The 1624-nt window shown below is 36.1% G+C and carries 1 protein-coding gene; it reads left to right on the top strand.

Annotated features, from left to right (window positions below):
* Positions 1–85 precede the first annotated feature (85 nt).
* A partial coding sequence (locus tag AC1DRF_RS26890; protein WP_477742177.1) for a copper resistance CopC/CopD family protein occupies positions 86–1624 on the top strand: 1539 nt, incomplete at its 3' end.

The raw sequence follows: 1624 nt of genomic DNA, 5'->3' as shown, positions 1-1624 counted from the left end.
CTCAGTAGAGTGATTTTCTTTGTTTAAGGCTACACTTATACTAAGAATGAATAGTATAAAATAAGAATCTATAGGTGAAAAATGTATGTTAAAAAAGATAGCTCTACTCTTATCCATATCTTTTTTTGTTTTAGGTGCTCCTCTTAATGTATCAGCACACGCAGTCCTTTTGGATGCATCACCAAAAGAAGGAAGTCAACTAAATCAAATACCTGACAAGGTATCATTGACATTTAATGAACGACTCGGAGAAGGTGTTTTTAATCTTCAAGTACGCAATGATAAAGGGAAGCTTATTACTACTAAGAAAGCAAAAATGAATCGAACTCACAAAACGATTTCTTTAGATGTGCCACCTTCCAAAAAAGGTATTTATACCGTTAGCTATTCAGTTATTTCTGCAGATAGCCATCCTGTACAAGGAACGTACCTCTTTTCTATAGGAGAAAAAATAGATCAAGCTATTACGAATGACAATAGCAATCAGAGCGAAAACAGTAAGCAGAGTTCTCTTTATAATATAGGTTTTTCTGTAGTACAGACATTCTATTATTTGACCTTATTATGGTTAGTTGGCTTTGTGCTATGGAAATGGTATGTTCCTTATCAATCAGGTCAACAAAAACAAAAGTATAAAACGAATGTAAGGTACCTCCAATCTGGATATATCATTTTTTCACTAATTAGTATAGGAGTCCAAAGTACTGTGCTATTAAAGGATTCTAACCTTTCCCAAATAAAAACATTTGTCATTCATTCTGCTACTGGTTGGTCGTGGATAACTAGTATTCTTCTTGCGTGTGTAGGATTTCTCTTCCTACTGAAGAATAAGTGGATTGATTTTATATGGGTAGGTTTGCTGTTAGTAGCTACTACGTTAAACGGTCACGCTGTAGCGTCAGATGTACCAGTTTATACAATCATTCTAGATTTTATCCATTTAGTTACAGCCTCTTTATGGGCAACTGGGTTAGTTTATCTTTTCATGATTTGGCGTAAGGAGAGAGAACAAGCTCTAGCTTTTCTTCCGATTTTCTCACATATAGCCTTTGTGAGTCTTATGCTATTAATCCTTTCCGGTGTTCTTTACACACTAAAGCTTCTTCCAGACATAACAGCACTCTTTAAAACCACCTGGGGACTGTTATTGCTAGCTAAAATATTTATGGTTATGTTAGTAGCTGGTGTAGGGATACTCATTAGAGAACATCTCCGAAAGAACGATTCACCAAGCCTCGCACAATTTTTGGTTTCTGATGTAAGTTTTATGCTGGTTATTGTCTTGATTGTAGGAATAATTACACACCTAAACCCTATTCCACATAATGAACCCTTAGTATGGAAAGAAAATAAGCAAGACATAGCTTTTCTCGTAAAAACGTCAACTTTATCTCCGGGCAAGGGTTCCCTCTGGGTAAAAGCATCGTTACCACAGGATGGATCTTCTATTCAATCAATAGACATCGCACTTTCTCCTAAGAATAAAGGAGAGCTTGCCCCAATTGACGTCCCCTTAGAAGTAAATAAAGACGAAAGTCAGGAGAAACAACAAGTACAGTATAAAATGTATGAAACAAACAACCTTGTCATTCCTTATGCGGGAAGATGGCAAATTGCTGTACGG

The sequence above is a fragment of the Priestia sp. P5_B4 genome, from assembly GCF_056400385.1.
This window is presented reverse-complemented; position numbering and strand designations above follow the sequence as displayed.